At 60.7% G+C, this 16,341-nt stretch carries 14 protein-coding genes; 5 read left to right on the forward strand and 9 right to left on the reverse strand.

Annotated elements, in window-relative coordinates; translation table 11 throughout:
* Window positions 1-848 precede the first annotated feature (848 nt).
* From ACQUQF_RS21070 to ACQUQF_RS21080, 3 genes are all read right to left on the reverse strand, one after another.
* The gene (locus ACQUQF_RS21070) at window positions 849-1,379 is read right to left on the reverse strand and encodes a hypothetical protein (RefSeq protein ID WP_435181168.1); all 531 of its coding nucleotides are present in this window, start codon (window positions 1,377-1,379) and stop codon (window positions 849-851) included.
* The gene (locus ACQUQF_RS21075; RefSeq protein ID WP_435181169.1) at window positions 1,379-2,194 is read right to left on the reverse strand and encodes a hypothetical protein; all 816 of its coding nucleotides are present in this window, start codon (window positions 2,192-2,194) and stop codon (window positions 1,379-1,381) included. Before ACQUQF_RS21075 ends, ACQUQF_RS21070 begins: the two co-directional genes overlap by 1 nt.
* A 62-nt stretch (window positions 2,195-2,256) precedes the next feature.
* The gene (locus ACQUQF_RS21080; protein ID WP_435181170.1) at window positions 2,257-2,466 is read right to left on the reverse strand and encodes a 30S ribosomal protein S17e; all 210 of its coding nucleotides are present in this window, start codon (window positions 2,464-2,466) and stop codon (window positions 2,257-2,259) included.
* A gap of 302 nt (window positions 2,467-2,768) precedes the next feature.
* On the opposite strand from ACQUQF_RS21080, the gene ACQUQF_RS21085 reads away from it, so the two are divergent.
* The 3 genes from ACQUQF_RS21085 (at window position 2,769) to ACQUQF_RS21095 (ending at window position 4,613) form a co-directional block, all read left to right on the forward strand.
* Entirely contained in the window at window positions 2,769-3,011 is a 243-nt protein-coding gene (locus ACQUQF_RS21085) for a hypothetical protein (RefSeq protein ID WP_435181171.1), read from the forward strand.
* Between the two features lie 354 nt (window positions 3,012-3,365).
* Window positions 3,366-4,280, forward strand: coding sequence for a hypothetical protein (locus ACQUQF_RS21090; RefSeq protein ID WP_435181172.1), 915 nt, complete (start codon window positions 3,366-3,368; stop codon window positions 4,278-4,280).
* 156 nt (window positions 4,281-4,436) lie between these two features.
* Window positions 4,437-4,613: a 30S ribosomal protein S17e gene (locus ACQUQF_RS21095; RefSeq protein WP_435181173.1), complete on the forward strand. Its 177-nt coding sequence runs from the start codon at window positions 4,437-4,439 to the stop codon at window positions 4,611-4,613.
* A 69-nt stretch (window positions 4,614-4,682) separates the two neighbouring features.
* Here the strand turns inward: ACQUQF_RS21095 and cofG are convergent, their stop codons facing one another.
* The 4 genes from cofG to ACQUQF_RS21115 form a co-directional block, all read right to left on the reverse strand.
* Window positions 4,683-5,792: a 7,8-didemethyl-8-hydroxy-5-deazariboflavin synthase subunit CofG gene (gene cofG, locus ACQUQF_RS21100; RefSeq protein WP_435181174.1), complete on the reverse strand. Its 1,110-nt coding sequence runs from the start codon at window positions 5,790-5,792 to the stop codon at window positions 4,683-4,685.
* Between the two features lie 48 nt (window positions 5,793-5,840).
* Window positions 5,841-7,634 carry an archaea-specific SMC-related protein gene (locus ACQUQF_RS21105; RefSeq protein WP_435181175.1) on the reverse strand — a complete coding sequence of 598 codons (1,794 nt, stop codon included), beginning with the start codon at window positions 7,632-7,634 and terminating at the stop codon, window positions 5,841-5,843.
* Window positions 7,631-8,287, reverse strand: a complete 657-nt coding sequence (gene rdfA / locus ACQUQF_RS21110; protein ID WP_435181176.1) for a rod-determining factor RdfA — start codon at window positions 8,285-8,287, stop codon at window positions 7,631-7,633. Before rdfA ends, ACQUQF_RS21105 begins: the two co-directional genes overlap by 4 nt.
* Window positions 8,288-8,594: 307 nt before the next feature.
* Window positions 8,595-9,893, reverse strand: coding sequence for an amidohydrolase family protein (locus ACQUQF_RS21115; protein ID WP_435181177.1), 1,299 nt, complete (start codon window positions 9,891-9,893; stop codon window positions 8,595-8,597).
* A 154-nt stretch (window positions 9,894-10,047) separates the two neighbouring features.
* Between ACQUQF_RS21115 and ACQUQF_RS21120 the strand changes: the two genes are divergently transcribed.
* Window positions 10,048-11,391 carry a dihydroorotase gene (locus tag ACQUQF_RS21120; RefSeq protein ID WP_435181178.1) on the forward strand — a complete coding sequence of 448 codons (1,344 nt, stop codon included), beginning with the start codon at window positions 10,048-10,050 and terminating at the stop codon, window positions 11,389-11,391.
* Window positions 11,392-11,508: 117 nt separating this feature from the next.
* On the opposite strand, the gene ACQUQF_RS21125 is transcribed toward ACQUQF_RS21120, so the two are convergent.
* Window positions 11,509-13,233 (reverse strand): inositol monophosphatase family protein, encoded by a 1,725-nt coding sequence (locus tag ACQUQF_RS21125; protein ID WP_435181180.1) that lies wholly within the window; start codon window positions 13,231-13,233, stop codon window positions 11,509-11,511.
* A gap of 204 nt (window positions 13,234-13,437) precedes the next feature.
* Window positions 13,438-14,796: a 7,8-didemethyl-8-hydroxy-5-deazariboflavin synthase subunit CofH gene (cofH, locus tag ACQUQF_RS21130; RefSeq protein ID WP_435181181.1), complete on the reverse strand. Its 1,359-nt coding sequence runs from the start codon at window positions 14,794-14,796 to the stop codon at window positions 13,438-13,440.
* A 202-nt stretch (window positions 14,797-14,998) separates the two neighbouring features.
* On the opposite strand from cofH, the gene thrC reads away from it, so the two are divergent.
* Window positions 14,999-16,258: a threonine synthase gene (thrC, locus tag ACQUQF_RS21135; protein WP_435181182.1), complete on the forward strand. Its 1,260-nt coding sequence runs from the start codon at window positions 14,999-15,001 to the stop codon at window positions 16,256-16,258.
* Window positions 16,259-16,341: the final 83 nt, after the last annotated feature.

Consider the following 16,341-nt stretch of genomic DNA (forward strand, 5'->3'; position numbering starts at 1 on the left):
CGAAGGACGACGCTGAGCACGACCGAACGGCGAGGACCCGAATCGGTCCTTATCTAGTTCTTCTCCTCCCCGATGTCCAACCATCAAGCGCTAGGATAGGTAACTGGGGAACAGTCGTATTGTGGAATCTGCACAACATCATTCTGGTCCCTTTGCCGATTCTCCACCCTCGACGGACAGAGTCAATACCCTCATCATGTGGAGGAAATCACCACTCGATATCATGCCTACTAGCGTTTCCGAACAGACCTTGAAGATTCTTCCGCGAGTCAGTAGGCCGAATAGGGATATTCTCCATTAGAAACACAGTCTATGATGGGTCATTGTCCCTAGGAATCTTGGATGATAGCACCCACCGAACCGATGCCATATCGACGGAACACAGTCACCACTAGCAGTACGTCTTCCCCTCAAATTGTACAATATATACAATACAGACTCGTATACATCGGAGAGAGGTCTCGACGACCGCGACCCGGGTCGGCGTAGCAGAGATACCTTCTAGTAACTGCTCTGTGTAGAGAGACGATGCTGAGAGGCCCGAGGATTGCTACTATACCTTCGAACGAACATCCACCAGCGAACGGTGAACACCTTGATGGCCATCACCGACCGCACGAGCTGCCACCATCGTCGGATAGAACTCTCTCCCTTCACATGGATTTGCGACCGTCATTCCAACGAACCGCATGGTTCGCACCACGGATAACCATCACCTGATGACTGACCAACCGAGTAATCAGTACACCCTCACGACCATCTAGGTGGGTTCCCGCTCGTCGGACTAACTTGGAAGATATTTGGAAGATATCCGATCGTGATGATTGTACCCTCGTGACGACCGACACTCAGCAACCCTCGAAGGAACTGGGTTCCTCTTTCACGGTCGTACCCGAAAGAAGTAGATGGACGCTGACCAAGAAGACCAGAAGGACGACGAATGCCCGTCCAGCGAGAGACGTCTCGAGAAGTACCTGCTCACGAAGAGAGCTGTTGGATGGAGAACTACCCGGTGTCATGGACATGATTCCTAATAGTACGAGCCAACTCGATATGGCTCCAGCAAGTCCGACAATCATCCTCCAATCGCCCTTCACCTGTTCGGATAGTGGTGTGTGTTCCTCTTCCTTCTGTGGATACAGGTCTGAGGAGCGTGCCCACGGTCCAATATCGAAGTTCCGAACGTACCACAGCCCGACCTCTGTCGTGATGACAGTGAAGAGCACTACCGGGACGATGACAGAGACGACGCCGTAGTACAGATAGAAAAGATATCCTCCAGATACCGTCAGCAGAACGGTAACCGTCAGGTCCTGAGGGTGGATGTTCTCACGAAGGAACCACAGCAGCCCATCGCTAGAGTCGATCCTTTCCGCCATCATCGATGCTCCGCCAGATACAGGTTCCTGCTCAAGACAAGGTTCGTGATCGTGTTCGACTCTATCACCTCGGTCTTCTCGGTTTCGTTCCCGTCAGCAGTCTGTTTCTTCACCCGATAATCATCAAGTGTATTGTGGTTACCGGAGATCACCTCGAGAACCTCGAACCGTTCGTCCGTTGCCTCGTTCTGGTACGTTCGGCCAACCTCGAGACCGATGACTGGCACATCTGCCGGCCACTCCCAGCCGAACTCTCGCAGGTACGTATCGAACTGTGAAAGCAGTGATTCCGGGTCAACGTCGTCGTCGAACGAACCGTTGGCAAGACGTTCGAGCGTTCTATCCCAGAAGTCGATGACGCATCGTTTCAGGTCATCGTGGAGTGTCTCCTCGACGGTCCGCTGTTCGATCGGGTAGCCGATCTCGATGCAGACGATGGCATGTTGGTCAAGTCTGGTGAGACACCGCTGGCACTCCACCTCGAAGACGGACATCGAGATAGGGTTCTCCGTTACGACGTGCGCGATCTCGTTACTACAGTTCGGACACCAGAAGAAGAGAACACCGTTGTCGGCCGAGACTACCTCCGACAACACGGTGAGATCGTCGAACAGCTTGTCCGTCGGCTCTGTGGGAGTTTCCTCTTCGTCATCCGTTCCTCTCTCTTCGCTCACTACCGCCTCGCCGGCGAACTTCGCCAACTCTCTGTCCTTCAGTAGTGTCTTTATGACAGAATCGTGTGAGGAATGCGATTCCGCCTCGCGGATCTCTTCGATTTGTTCCTTCGTCCAGTCGCGTACCCGTATTGTTGCCATTGTGTGAACTGATTGTTCACAACCTATTAACTTTTGCCCAGAAGAGTACATCTACCCGTGGATTACGACTCTGCATCGTTCCTCTTCACCCGTTGACCCTGGCAGTTCCTGGTGATGTACCCAGCAACACGGTTGCGGATGTGTCGCGATTGGAGGTCGGTCAGCCGTTCGACCTCACGCTTGTTCCGCTCAAAATCGTCAGAGAAGGTGTCTGGATACCGCTGTAACAATTCGTTCCCGATGCTGATGATATCGTCGGCGTCGATCGGCATACTTGGCGTTCGTGGATGTGGCAAATAGTCCTTGCTACTACGTACCACCGGTCATGCCACGTGGGGTGTGTTCCAACGGGGGCCCGTACAGCTCCACAAGGTTCGATTAAGCGAAGGGACGGAGATCGACTTCGACCCCGTACATATGTTGTGAACGCTCAGTAGACACACGCGAGAGAGCACGCAGTACAATAGAGTGATTGGAGAGGGTGCCGTTGGTATCTAAGACGGGGCCCTCATCATGTTAACAAACGGTATTTTGAAGGGGGTCGGTCTTGAATCAAGTCATGGGTTAGCATAGCATGCCTCGGCAAATAACGGTTAGTCCGACCACCTCGATAGCGGATGGCGGTGACGTCTGCCACTTCGATGAACTCTCGGAGACGGCGAAGGATGCGCTTGCACGTGTCGCGCACGACGAGACGACGTCCGGAGTCCAACCCGAAGCGGCAGATGAACTTGCCCAGTACGATATCATCAAGTTCACCGAGTACATCACAGTTTCCTACGACGGTTCGAGGACCAACGGCTCCGTTTCCGCATAAAATAGTCCGTATCCCCGGCTGTTCTTGTCTCGTTCGTCGTAACGCCGAAAAATCCACCCATAGCGGATGGCAGTGGGAGCAGTAGCTCCATGTGACGCACGGGGTCGGTTCGACAGACGATCTTGCCCAGATGTGCTTGATATGTAGTATCCATTCCTCCAGCGCTTGTTCCACTCTCGACCCGCCGCAGAGGGAGGCGGACCGTCACCGATACGAGCTTTCAGTCCTATGTCGATATCGTCTCTGACGAGGCGAACTCCCGCAGAATCATCTTGCCTGAGCAAGCCTGGATGTAGAGGAAAAATTTGCCGGTAGATGTTGATTTATACCCTGGTTTGTGGAATAATCTCAAGCATGGTGGTGAGCACTGCGTTTGGGGAGTTAGCCGAGATACTGGAATGTCTGGAGCTCACCGACGCCGAGGTACGTGACATCACCCTCGACGAACGGGCAGTCGACGAGAACGAGACGATCTCGGCCGACGTTCGAGTCGGAGTTCCACTGTTCGTCGGTCTCGACGTCCCTGACGACATCTCCATCGAGGTCGACGGGACGGATCTCACCAAGAAGAAGCACGATCTCGAACTCACGGTCACAGTACCGACGGACGGTCGTTCGGCCGACTCCCCGTTCACCTCACCCCTTGACAAGACCGAAGCGTCGATCGGTGGTTCACAGGTCGGACCACTCGACACCACCCGGTCCGGAACGCCGGCGTACAAGGACCCGGACGCGCTACGGGCCGTCTACGAGGAGTACGATACCTTCACGGAGATGACCGAGGCTCTTGGTGTCGACGTCACCTCCGAGACTGTCCGTCGGTACATGGTCAAGTACGATATCCATGACCCAGCGGCAGACGGAGACGCTCATCCGGATGACGACGGTGAGGACGATCCTGTCGAGGTCCCTACTGGAGCAGACGGAGAGCGAGAGCGTGAGATCGCTGATGTTGAACTCGTCGAAGCGTTCACCGCCGTAGACGAGGACGAAACGGAAGAGAAGCGTGCTGCCGATGGACTCGGCGTTCCAAGAGACTGCACCGTCGGGGACCTGACCACCATCCTCGAGGAGTCTCGTACCGTGACCGAGGTCGCACAACGGCTCGATACCGACTACGATGCGACACGGCAACTCCTGACCGATTTCGACCTTCTGGACCTGGTCATGACGCGTCTTTCCTCCCCCCAAGCGGATGTGACACCGGCCGAGGTTTGCCGCCGTATCGGTTACCTCGACCCTCCCGAGCAAAGCGCAGGCGATCGATGAACAGATTGGGGTACGGTTGCCCTCGGATGGGGGTCCTGCTTCGGTGTTCCATCGCCACAGCTCCACACATCCGATGACAACCGAGTTGCCTCAGTCGTCTCGAACGCGACCAACCAAAGCCCTTATATCTATTTTCACGGTATAGTATCGTACTCAATGACGGTCGACCCAAACGACGTGATGAGTATCGGGAACCGGCTTCTAGAGCAGTATCCGGACACGTTCACCCAGGAGTTCAACAGGAACAAGGAGGCCGTTCAGACGCTCACGAACGTGAACTCGATCCACCTGCGTAACCGCATCGCGGGCTACATCACCCGTCAGAAACAGTGACGCTGGTTCTCCCCACGGTCAACCGTGGAGTACGTCGATACGGAAGTGGTCGCAGGTCACTCTCAGCCGTCACCAGCGGTCATCGGCGGTGATGGCTCGCTGAACGCGGTCAGATACCCACCGATCGCGGCCGGATCCGTCGTCCGTCGGCGTCTCTGCATCCAGGTACCGTTCGTAGACGGGGAGCCGCTCGACGAGTTCCTTGTCTGCATCCGCGGCGAGATCTTCGAGATACCGTAGCTCCGGCCACTCGTATTCGGGATTTATGTGGTCGTCGGTGACCGGTGAGACGCCACCTAGGTCACCCACGCCACAGTCTAGAAGTTCCTCCACCGGCGAGAGATTCGGCGGGACCTGGACCTCGACGTCATCGGGGAGGACTGACCGCGCCATCGCGGTCACGCGACGCATCGTCTCGACGGATGGTCGGTCGAACCGCGAGCGTTGGTTCGGCACCACGTTCTGAACGATGACCTCCTGCACGTGCCCGTATCGCTCGTGAAGCCGTTTGATGACGAGAAGGCTCTCGGCTCTGTCACGCCAGGTCTCCCCGATGCCGACGAGGATACCGGTCGTGAACGGGACGGAAAGTTCACCCGCATTCCGTAGTGTCCGGATCCGCTGAGCAGGGGTCTTTCGCCGCGGACCAGCGTGAGCGTCGACGTCGGCAGTCGTCTCGAGCATCACACCCATGCTTGCGTTGACCGATGCGAGTCGTTCCATCGTCTCGTACGTCAGATCTCCGGGATTGCTATGTGGAAGCAACCCCTCGTCGAGCGCGATCTCACAGGCAGTGTGAAGGTAGTCGTGGATGGAGTCGTATCCCCACTCATCCAGTTGGTCGTGGATATCGGTGTATCGGTCGTCCGGGTTATCTCCGAACGTGAACAGCGCCTCGGTACAGCCGGCATCCGCACCCTGTCTAAGCACCTCTCGTACGTCGTCGAGTGGCATCAGCGAGGCCTCACCTGGCGGGTCGAAGAACGTGCAGTAGGTGCAGGTGTACCGACACGCCGTCGTCAGCGGTAGGAAGACGTTCTTCGCGAAGGTGAGCGTATCAGGGGACTCCACATCGCTCGGCTCGACGTCGAGCGCATATTCCACTGCGTCCGTCTCGATATCTATCTCGCTGTCAACGTCGGTACCGTCCCAACCGGGCCGCTCGCCGGGCGAGTACATCGTATCGTTGGACACGCGCTTGTGACAAAACAGTTACGTCGGGCGAGATCAGTCCGCCGCCACCTCTCGGTCGGTCGCCACCTCCCACTCCGCAGGGCTGATGTCCTTCCCATCGAACGACCCGTACTCCGGATAGACCGTGAACACGAGGTACTCGGTGCGTTCTCGCAGGTAGTCGACGAGGGTGTGGAGGTTGTCGTCGGCGAGACCGCCGACGCCATCGATGAGCATGATCGGAACCGCGTCGCCAACGTCGAATGCCTCGTAGCCGGCCAGCGCGGTGACGAATCCCAGCAGTTCCAGTTCCCCTTCACTCAGTGCGTCGAGACTCGCCTCCCTGCCCTCACGGGCCACCACGAGGTCGAACTCGGATGTCAGACGCGCCGTCTCGAATCCGGTGTCGAACCGCGAGAGAACGTCGCGTATCGCCTCGTCGAATGCTTCCCGGGCGTCGTACTTGATGTCATCTTTGCGGTTACGGAGCTCCTCGATCTCCGAATCTAGCTTCTCACGCTCTTCCTCCAGGAGATCGACACGGTCGGCACGCGTCTCGAGGGCGTTGAGTTCGTCCTCCGCGTCCTTCAGCTCCGCTTCGCGGTACTTGATATCGCTCTCGACGTCGGTGATCTCGTCGACGGTTTCGTTCACAGAGTCGGAGAGCTCCTCGACCCGTTGCTCGGCGCTCTCCAGTCGCTCCTCGGCGTCCTCCAGACTCTGGCGGTAGTCGGACAGTTTCTCCTCGAGTTCGGCGATCTCGGCTTCGAGGTCCCGCTTGCGCCGCTGGGCCTGGTTCTTCTCCTCGCGTTTCGCCTCGAGTTCCTCGACCGCGTCGCGCCGGGACTCGGTCTTCGCCCGCAGGTTCGCTATCTTGTCGCCGATCTGGTCGAGGTGGTCCTCGATATCCGACCGGGATACTTCGCTACCGCACGTCCAGCACTCGACCGTATCGCCGGTCAACTCCCGCTGGACCTCTGTGAGCAGGTCGAGACGGTTCTCCTTGAGGACCATCTCGTTCGCGGAGTACACCGACTGTAGGACCTCGATATCGCGCTTGCTCTCCTGCAGCTCGTCCCGCGCCTCGGCAAGCTCCGCTTCCACGTTCTCATCTTCGATCAACTCGATATCGTCGAGTTCCTCCCGTCGCTCTTCCAGGCGAGATTCCGTGCGCTCGATGCTCCGTTCGAGGCGCTCGATCTGTTTCTCGGCCTGGTCGCGGTCGGACTGGGCTTGCGCCAACTCGCTCTGGGTCGACGTCGATGACTGGGGGTCCGTCTCGGCGTCCTGCGTCAGCGACTCGTGCTTCTTCCGAAGGTCCTCGAGCTCGGACTCCAGCCGCGTCACCTTCTCCTGGACCGACGGGAGGCGCTTCTTCGCCTCGTTCGCCTGCGCGAGCTCGGACTCGACCTGCTCGCGCTCTCGCTTGAGGTCCGCGATCTGCTCGTCGATGTTCTGGAAATCCAGCGGGCGCATCAGTACCTCTTCGAGGTTCTCCCCCTCGCGGACCGTGCGACGGATCTCGTTCCGCTCGTCGAGACAGGCGAACAGGTCCGTCCGGATGATGTCGTACTCATCGTCGAGGTAGGGCTGGCCGCGACGACGGACGGAGCCGTTCTCGCGGACGAGCTCGACCTCGATGTCGCGGTCTGGCGTGTCGAGATGCACCCGTCCCTCGTCCTGCCCCTCCGTCAGCGGCGTCGTCACACCGAGGGCTGTCTTGATCGACGCGACGAAACTCGATTTCCCTTGCCAGTTCGAGGCGCGGACGGCGTTGAGCCCTGGTTCTATCGTTGCTGTCCCGTCGAGGATGCCGGCGATGTTCTCGATCTCGATCTCCCAAGTCATGTGTTGGTCTGTGTGTCCGCTTGTGTGCTCGTTCGTCCGTGCTCCTCGCAGACGTACCCTCGTTCGAGCGCGACGTCGAGTGGTACGCGCGTCGGGCAGATGTCGCAACTCACCTGTACCTGCACCGTCACCGACGACGTTTCGACGCCCTCGAGCTCGCCATCTGACGCCAGCGAGCTGAGCACGGTTTCGATCTTCTCGCGCGCGAACGATGTGGCCATGTCTACGCTCTTGCGCTCCCAGTCGGTCTCCTTGCTGCGTGTGTCCTTCTCTCCGTTGAGGCAGTCCTGGAGGTGCGTCCGCATCGTCCCCCACGACACCATGTCTTCACGGACCCGTGCACCGTCGATTCCGTCGTCTGCGAGGCTTTCGATCGTCTCTTCCCGGAGCAAGTCGTCGTCACCTGTCAGCATCTCGTAGTCATGGTCTACACGGGCGCCGAGGGCGTCGCGACCGTTCTCGTCGAACACCCGCCGCAGCAGTCGCTTGTTGAACCACTCCGTCAGCGTTCGATAGCCCTCTGCGGAGTGGCCGTTGTCTCCCCGCCATCTGGCGAGCAACCCTTCGTCCATCCTGTCATGGCGAGGATCCGCAGAATCGAGGTCATACTCCTCGATCACGCGGTCGACTTTACAACCGGAGTCTGACTCCATCGGGTACGTATTCTATCTTGACCCTGATAACCGTGACGGAGTGTGTACGATAGGTCACGTTCGCCCTTCACGCCACTCCTCGGAATCGATGACGGCTGGATTGCCTCCGTCATTCCGCAATGGTGTTTAACACCCTTAGTCTGTTAAGTCTTGGTCCAACCTCTGAGACAGACTTCACTCGCGGAGTATCCGTGTCGATTAACGGACTCAGTCTGTTAATCGAAAGACGCCGAAGATTCCCGACGGTGGAACACGATTGTGTCATAGCCGAACGAAGACCGGTGGAGGTTCAGTTCGAGCGGTCGCCTCAGAGTCGGTCCCAGAGGGAGGCACTGGCCTCGCCGACAGCCTCCATGTCCGAATCATCTACGCCGCGTACACCCTCGCCGCGTTCGTAGACGACATCACCGTCGACGATGGTCCGGGTGACATCACCACGACTCGCAGCGCTCACCACATAGTAGGGAGCGCTCCCTGGGAGAACGGGATTCGGACCGAGGTCGAGCGTGACGAAGTCCCCGCGCTTGCCGGGCTCGATGCTTCCGATGCTATCGTCCATACCCATGACGCGCGCCGAACCGATGGTCGCCCACTCGAGAGCCTTCGCCATGTCGAAGCCGCTCGGGTTGTTCTTCTTCAGCTTGTGGATCCCGACGGCCGACCGCATCGTCTCGAACATGTCGGGGTCCCATCCGTCGTCCCCGATGCCGATCGTCATCCCCTCGTCCTCCATCTTCTCGACGTTGGCGATGCCCACGGCATTGTTGATGTTCGAGTACGGATTGTGGGCGACGTTCACGTCGTGGTCCGCCAGGATCTCGATCTCCGTCTCCGTCGAGTGGACGCAGTGGGCCGCGATGACCTCGGCATCCAGGAAGCCCATCTCCTCCAGGGCCGGCACGGGACGCTTGCCGTACTCTTCGATGGACCTGTGGACGTCGACGAGTCCCTCCTCCAGGTGGATCTGGATAGGACGGTCGTCCGCCTCGGCTGCATCGACGGTCTGCTTGACAACGTCCTCCGTGTTCGTGAACAACGTGTGGAGGCAGTAATGACCCGACACACGGTCGTACTCGTCCTCGTCCTCGCGGATGAACTGCTGGTTCTCCTCGATCCCCGCTCGGGCCTCGTCCTCGGAGTTGCGCGCCGTCGTCTCGAACGTGATCATCCCCCGGATCGGCGTCTGCGCCACGCCGGTCGCGACGGCGTCGAGCGCCCCCGGGAGCGTGTTGGGCCCGGAGTAGTTGTCGCAGAATGCCGTGACGCCGCTCTGGAGCATCTCGACCGACGACCCGAGCGACGATAGACGAGCATCTTCCATCGTGAACGCCTCGTCGACCTCCCACCAGATGTCCACGAGCGCCTCGTAGAAGCTCTCAGGGGACGCCGTCAGCGGTGCGCCGCGTATCGGGAGCGCGTACATGTGCGTGTGGCAGTTCACGAGTCCCGGGATGATGACCTCGTCCCGGGCGTCGACGACATCATCACCGGATTCGAAGCCGTCCTCGATGGCCGTTATCTCAGCGTCTTCGACGACGACATGTACCTCCTCCCTGACCTCGCGCTCGTCGTTCATCGTGACGAGCGTGCCAGCGTTGAGTATCACACCGTTCAGAATGTTGGCATAGTACAAAAAACTATCTCAGCCGACCACTCGCCTTCAGGGCGTGTTCCCGTCCGTGGTCGAATCTGCCTCAACCAATGATAGACTGGTTACACTTTTGCCAACAATTTTCCCAATGTCCCGTGTGAAGTCGGCTATGGTAGACCGTCTCATCACAGATGCTCGCATCGTGGAACCGACTGGCGTGACGACTGGCGATATCGCGATCGATGACGGAACGATAGCCGACGTCGGACCTGATGTTGCCAAGCGGTACGATGCGGACGACCGCATCGACGCCGACGACATGGTCGCGCTTCCAGGTGTCGTGGACATCCACAATCACATGCACGACGAGGCGCTGTTCCCGGACGGCATCGATTTCGGTTCGCAGACGGCGAGTGCTGTCGCCGGCGGTGTCACGACCGTCATCGAACTGCCGACACAGACGCCCGTGACGTCTCCCGAGGCATTCCGCGAGAAGCGAGAGGCCTGTGAGGACCTCTCCCACGTCGATTTCGGTCTCGTTGCAGGTAACGTCGAGGACGCGGACATCGATGTCGAGGATATCATGGCCGCGGGTACGCGGGACTTCAAGACGTTCACCGCGGAACCGTATCTCGCTGACGACGCCACCATCGTGGAGGTGATGGCGGAGGTCGGCGCGGCAGGTGGCAAAGTACGCGTCCACTGCGAGACGCAGGGAATCTTGGACCACGCCCGCGAGCAGATCGAGGGCGACGACCCCGAGGTGTACCCGGATTCCCGGCCGCTAGAGGCGGAACTCGACGCCATCAACAGGGTCGGGTGGTTCGCCGAGTACGCCGACTGTCCGCTCCACGTCGTCCACGTGTCGAGCGGAAGCGGTGCCCGGGAAGGCGGTCGGTTCAAGTCCAGAGCCAACGTCCCCGTCACGCTCGAAACCTGTCCGCACTACCTCGCCTTCTCCGACGATGATGTGGCAGACCTCGGCCCCTTCCTGAAGGTGAACCCGAGTCTCAAGTCGGTCGACGAGGTCGAACGCCTCTGGGACGCGGTCCAGGACGGGACGATAGATCTCATCGCCAGCGAACATTTCCCGACCTATCGGGAGGAACGTGAACGCGGGTGGGAGGACATCTGGGAACCGTATGCTGGGTTGCCGAGCATCGAGACGATGCTAGAGTTCCTCGTGAGCGAGGGGGTTCATGAGGACCGGCTCACGTGGCCGCGGCTCGCCGAACTCGTCTCCGCCCGCCCCGCACGGGAAGCTGGTGTCTATCCGAAGAAAGGCAGCCTCCGGGTCGGTACCGACGCCGACATCGTCCTGCTCCGCCGCGAAGCGTACGAGGTGTCTGCCGACGACCTCGAGTTCGTCGGCGGCTGGACGCCGTACGAGGGACGCCAGTGGACCGGACGCGTGGACACCGTCATCGCAGACGGCGAGGTCGCGGCCCGGGACCACCGGGTGCTCTCCTCGCCCGGCGACGGCGATTTCCTCGCCCGCGAACCGTTGCGGTGACCCCACCAGAGCTCGGTTCACGGCATCCTTGGATGGCCGACCGCTTTCCGGCGGTCGACTGTCCGTGTAGCAGATAGTCGACGTACCGACGCAAGAAGGGTGAGTTGTAGTAGCCGATCAGTCGGCCGTCCCCCGCTCGGTCATCTGCAGGGCCTGTTCGCTCTCGAGGTGCGAGAGGAGCGTCTCGTGGACCGCGCCGTTCGAGCCGACCAGTTCGTTGCGCGACCCGTCGTCCGGGAGCGGGTCGTACGCGCTCCCGTCGGTGTCCGAGATGGTGGCCCCCGCGGCCTCTGCGATGACGATGCCGGCTGCGACGTCCCACGGATGGGTGTCGTACTCCCAGACCGCGTCGGCGCTCCCGCGGGCGAGATAACAGAGGTTCAGTGCCGCGGACCCGAGGCTTCGAACGCCGCGAGTCTCCCGGTAGCAGTGCGAGAGGAAGGTGCCGTCCGGATCGTACCCCGACAGCAGCATGCACTCGTCGAGCGAGTCGCGGTCGGTCGTCGATATCGGCGACCCGTCGAGGAGCGCCTGTTCGCCCTCGACCGCGCTGAACATCTCGTCGGTCTCGGGCGCGTATACGACGCCGACGACCGGCGTCTCGTCCTCCAGAAGGGCGATGGACACGGAGTAGTTCGGATTCCCGTGTGCGAAGTTACCGGTTCCGTCGAGCGGATCGACGAGCCACGTGAACCTGCCGTCGCCTTCTATCGCGTCGCCCTCCTCGGAACGGATGCCGTGGTCCGGGAACTCGTTGGCGATGACCGTCGAGATGATGTTGTCGGCCTTGTAGTCGGCCTCCGTGACGATGTCCGACTTGTCCGACTTGTACTCGATCGATTCGGTCTGCCCGTGGAGTTCTCTCAGCGGTTCGCCGGCTGCGAGCGCGGCTTCCTCGGCCACCTCCTTCGCGCGGCGAAGCAGGCTCTCCTCCGCGTCGACCCGGTCCGCGTCGGCAGAGAGCAGGTCTTGTTTCCCCGTATCGTGTCGGTCCTCGCGGACGCTCCAACCGAGTTTCTCCGACACCGAAGTGAAGAAGTCGTCGTCGTAACTCGTGTTCACGACGAGCGCGGAGGTGTCTGCACCCTCGATGCTGACAACGTCGTCCTCGCCGAGTTCCGTATGCGCTCGACCGCCGTCGACCTGTAGGTTCGCCGGCCCGTCGGACACGACAGTGACGGTCGTTCCCGCGTCGACGACGAGCGGGCGAACGCCCATCCGGTGGGTGTGTAGCGGCACGATCTGGAGAGACGCGTTGTTCTTCGGATACTGGACTGGGCCCATCGCCGACAACGAGACACCCGTCGACCCCGTCGGCGTGGCGACCGCGACACCGCTACCTTCGTACTCGCCGACGAACTCCCCGTCCGCGAACACCTGCAACCGAGTTATCTTGCGGTCCACCGGGTCCTCAGGTGGGACGTGTTCGATCATGACGTCGTTGATGCCCGTGCAGTCGACGCCGTTCGCCTCCACGTGAAGCTGCTGGCGCTTGTCGACGTTCGCCTTGCCCCGAATCACTTCGTCGAGGGCCTCGGTGAGGTCGCTGGGTGCGATGCTAGCGAGGAAGGCGAGGGTTCCGGCGTTGACCCCGAGTATCGGGATCCCTCGGGGGCTGAACTGCCGGACGCCCTCGAGGTACGTTCCGTCGCCGCCGAGCGTGACACCGAGGTACTCCGTTCCGGGCGTGTACACCGACTCGATGTCGTCGCCGACGGGGACGGCGTTCACCCGGACGTCGCGGTCGTCGGCCCAGGCTTCGATCTCGGCGAGTTCTTCGTCGCTATCCGGACTCACGAGAGTGATTATCTCTTCTATCGTTGCTAACCGTCTTCCGTACATGGTTGTCTCCGTACTAGCCGTATTCGTACATCCGGGCCGCTGACGGTCCCGTCCGTGGTCGGCTAGCGTACGACCATACGAACAGAGGTGTTCCGTATAAACGTAGTGCCGGTTGTCAGGTCTGCCACCTCGTGTGTCAAGCGTTATCACTCCGGTGTGGCCACCACAGGTCTGTGGCAAGACCGCCGCAGAAACGGTGCCGGGTTACTCCGGAAGAAGCGGCGTACCGTCGGCTTTCGGCCCGAGCTTCGGCCCGACGGGCTCGTCCGTGAGCGGGATCGGCCTTCGCTCGGTGTAGTCGGTGGACCGCTCGACCGGTGTCCGTCCGATAGCGGTGATCATCTCGACGTAGTCCTGGAACGACCGGAACTCACCGTGGCCACCGCCGGCCCGCTTGGTGATCTCCTCGGACAACAACGTCCCCATGAAGTCGTCTGCGCCGCAGTTCAACATCTTGAGCCCGTGCTCGTCGCCGAACTTGACCCAGGATGACTGGATGTGGTCGATGTTGTCGAGGAAGAGCCGCGAGACGGCGGTCATCAGTTCGTCCTCCTCGCGGCTCGGTCCGCCGTCGACCATGCCGTACTCGGCAAGCGGCGTGTTCGGGTGGACGAACGAGAGGGGAACGAACTCGGTGATGTTACCGGTCCGGTCCTGTAGTTCGCGCACGACCTGCAGGTGTTCCACACGATGCTTCGCGTTCTCGATGTGGCCGTACATGATCGTCGCGGTCATGGGGAGGCCGACGTCCGCGGCGGCCTCCATGGCCGTGACCCACTCGTCAGTCCCGATCTTGCCGGGACAGAGGACGTCACGCACCTCGTCGACGAGGATCTCTGCCGCCGTCCCTGGAACGCTGTCCAGTCCGGCGTCCTTCAACCGGGCGTACACCTCCTCGTAATCCCAGTCCGTCCCGCGCCGGGCGTGATACGCCTCTTCTGGGGTCATCGAATGAACGTGCACGTCGTCCACGCTCATCGCTCGGAGCTGTTCACAGTACGTTCCTGGGTCTTCCTCGTACGCGGAGGTCGGTTTGTAGTTGAGGTCACCGTTGTCGTTCGCCTCCAGCAGCTCACGGTGCTCGTCGTCGAGAACGAGTGCGGGATGCAGGCCGCTGACGGAACACACCTCGTAGATACCCCGGTCCACTGCGTCTCGAACGATCTTGCGGGATTCCGCGGGCGTCTTAGTGAAACCACTGTGGTCTCCTGCGTGTTCTGTCTCGAACTTCGCTGCTGAGTCCTTGAAGTTACAGAACAGACAACCAGTGTTGCAAGCCGTTGTGACGTTGTTGTTGATGTTTGCGACGAACGTGACCTCCTCTCCGACCGTCTCGGCCCTGCGACGGTCGGCGATCCGGAGCACCTCCTCCTTTCGCTCTCGGTCGATCCCCAGTCGGTCGGTTCCCGTCGTGAGGAGCTCGACGCCGTCGGCGACGGTGAGGCGTTGGCCTTGCTTCGCCTTCTCGAGAGCGTTCTCGAAGGACTGGTCCGTCTCGGGACGATGTTCGTACTCCGTCGTTCCCGATGGACCTGTAACTTCGGCGCGGAAGATATCGGCCATACCCGAACTACGACCGTCGGCTGACAAAAAGGTTGACCACCGGCCGATCCTCGGTGTCCGCCCGCCGAGAGTGTATACGGAGGATGGAACAGAGTGTATACGGAAACGAGACGCGTGTTAACATTGCCCAAATCGATGTGTCAACGTGGACGGCCGGCCGCTGCGGCGTGGTTTTTAAGTAGTACCGCTCTGTTCTTCCTGCATGGCGATGGACCACGTAACCACGCTAGAGTGTACCATCTGTGGAGCGGAGTACGACCCGGACCAGGTCATCTACACCTGTCCCGAACACGAGGGCGTCAAGGGGATCCTGGAGGTCAAGTACGACTACGATGTCATCCAGGACAACTTCGACGCCGACCTCGACGGCAATATCGCGACACAATGGAAGTACGAGGCGTTCCTGCCGGTCCACGACGACGCGGAGCCCGTGACGCTCAACGAGGGGGGCACCGACCTCTTCGATGCCCCGAATCTCAGCGACGAGCTCGGCGTCACGACGCTCGTGAAAGACGACGGCCGCAACCCGACCGGCTGTTTCAAGGACCGAGCGAGTTCCATCGCAGTGACGAAGGCCAGACACGCGGGCCGGGACATCATCACGTGCGCATCGACAGGTAACGCCGCCGCCTCGCTGTCCGGGTATGCCGCGCGCGGCGGTCTCGACTGCCGCATCTTCGTCCCGGGGGACGCCCCCGCGGGGAAACTGGCCCAACCGTTGGTGTACGGTGCGGACGTGCTCGCAGTCAATGGATCCTACGACGAGGCCTACGACCTCAGCGTCACGGTCACCGACGAGTACGGCTGGTACAACCGCAACGCGGCGATCAATCCGTTCCAGGTCGAGGGCAAGCGCACGGTGGGCCACGAACTGGCCGAACAGTCGAAGGTCCGCGGTGAGGTTCCGGACTGGGTCGTCTTCTCGATGGGCGACGGGTGTACCATCGCGGGTGCGTGGAAGGGATTCCGCGAGTTCTACGAACTCGACTACGTGGAGGACACGCCGAAGATGCTCGGCGTGCAGGCCGAGGGCGCCTCCGCGATCCACGATGCGTTCCACGCACACGACGACGTCGACGAGATCGCCGACACGCTGGCGGACAGCATCGCCGTCGGTCGCCCGCGGAACACCATCAAGGCGTGTCGCGCGCTCGAGGAGAGCGACGGAACGTCCGTCCTGGTCAGCGACGAGGAGATACTCGAGGCCGAGAAGCTACTCGGAAGCACCGAGGGGATATACTCCGAACCCGCCGGAGCGGCGCCGGTCGCTGGCGTTCGGAAGGCCCTCGAGGAGGGTATCGTCGAGCCTGACGAGACTGTCGTCGTCAACTCCACCGGCTTCGGACTGAAGGACACCGAGAGCGCCAAGAAGGCGACCGGCGACGTCGAACGTATCGACCCGGAACTCTCGGAGGTCCAGAACCTCTACGGTGACGCCCAGGAGGCCGTGGCGGACGACTGATACCGCGGGTATCCCTGCTTCCGATCTCCTCCGGCGGTGGTCTCGTGATGTGAGCACGATCTGACGAAGGGTCTTGGCCTCTG

Source organism: Halorussus sp. AFM4, from assembly GCF_051194995.1.
GTDB lineage: Archaea > Halobacteriota > Halobacteria > Halobacteriales > Haladaptataceae > Halorussus.

Excerpts from the sequence above, each read along its gene's own strand:
- ACQUQF_RS21070 (WP_435181168.1), bottom strand. The coding sequence starts at position 1,379 with ATGGCGGAAAGGATCGACTCTAGCGATGGGCTGCTGTGGTTCCTTCGT.
- ACQUQF_RS21075 (WP_435181169.1), bottom strand. The coding sequence starts at position 2,194 with ATGGCAACAATACGGGTACGCGACTGGACGAAGGAACAAATCGAAGAG.
- ACQUQF_RS21080 (WP_435181170.1), bottom strand. The coding sequence starts at position 2,466 with ATGCCGATCGACGCCGACGATATCATCAGCATCGGGAACGAATTGTTA.
- ACQUQF_RS21085 (WP_435181171.1), top strand. The coding sequence starts at position 2,769 with ATGCCTCGGCAAATAACGGTTAGTCCGACCACCTCGATAGCGGATGGC.
- ACQUQF_RS21090 (WP_435181172.1), top strand. The coding sequence starts at position 3,366 with ATGGTGGTGAGCACTGCGTTTGGGGAGTTAGCCGAGATACTGGAATGT.
- ACQUQF_RS21095 (WP_435181173.1), top strand. The coding sequence starts at position 4,437 with ATGACGGTCGACCCAAACGACGTGATGAGTATCGGGAACCGGCTTCTA.
- cofG (WP_435181174.1), bottom strand. The coding sequence starts at position 5,792 with ATGTACTCGCCCGGCGAGCGGCCCGGTTGGGACGGTACCGACGTTGAC.
- ACQUQF_RS21105 (WP_435181175.1), bottom strand. The coding sequence starts at position 7,634 with ATGACTTGGGAGATCGAGATCGAGAACATCGCCGGCATCCTCGACGGG.
- rdfA (WP_435181176.1), bottom strand. The coding sequence starts at position 8,287 with ATGGAGTCAGACTCCGGTTGTAAAGTCGACCGCGTGATCGAGGAGTAT.
- ACQUQF_RS21120 (WP_435181178.1), top strand. The coding sequence starts at position 10,048 with ATGGTAGACCGTCTCATCACAGATGCTCGCATCGTGGAACCGACTGGC.
- ACQUQF_RS21125 (WP_435181180.1), bottom strand. The coding sequence starts at position 13,233 with ATGTACGGAAGACGGTTAGCAACGATAGAAGAGATAATCACTCTCGTG.
- cofH (WP_435181181.1), bottom strand. The coding sequence starts at position 14,796 with ATGGCCGATATCTTCCGCGCCGAAGTTACAGGTCCATCGGGAACGACG.
- thrC (WP_435181182.1), top strand. The coding sequence starts at position 14,999 with ATGGCGATGGACCACGTAACCACGCTAGAGTGTACCATCTGTGGAGCG.